The sequence below is a fragment of the Bacillus sp. L_1B0_5 genome (assembly GCF_000836715.1).
GTDB classification, from domain to species: domain Bacteria; phylum Bacillota; class Bacilli; order Bacillales; family Bacillaceae_G; genus Bacillus_A; species Bacillus_A thuringiensis_S.
Genome location: NZ_JXIS01000248.1, coordinates 1 through 302, shown reverse-complemented (window position 1 = coordinate 302; position 302 = coordinate 1). Strand labels below are relative to the sequence as shown.

Genomic DNA, 302 nt, shown 5'->3' with positions numbered 1-302 from the left:
CCTTCAGCCGAACTTGGGTATACCTCCATGAAGGAAAAAATAAATATTTTATTATTATATGTCTAAATCATAAAAAAAATGGAGGAGGTAGAGGGATTCGAACCCCCGCGCGACTCTCGCCGCCTGTCGGTTTTCAAGACCGATCCCTTCAGCCGAACTTGGGTATACCTCCGAGACATATATTAAATAAAGTGGAGCCTAGCGGGATCGAACCGCTGACCTCCTGCGTGCAAGGCAGGCGCTCTCCCAGCTGAGCTAAGGCCCCATGTTTTTTTGAATATCGGGAAGACAGGATTTGAACC

The 302-nt window shown here is 47.4% G+C and carries 2 tRNA genes; both read right to left on the bottom strand.

The features are described from left to right. Positions 1-79: 79 nt before the first annotated feature. Positions 80-172 (bottom strand) — tRNA-Ser (locus RT27_RS32200). A 20-nt stretch (positions 173-192) separates the two neighbouring features. Further along, positions 193-265: transfer RNA gene (locus RT27_RS32195), tRNA-Ala, on the bottom strand. Positions 266-302 lie beyond the last annotated feature (37 nt).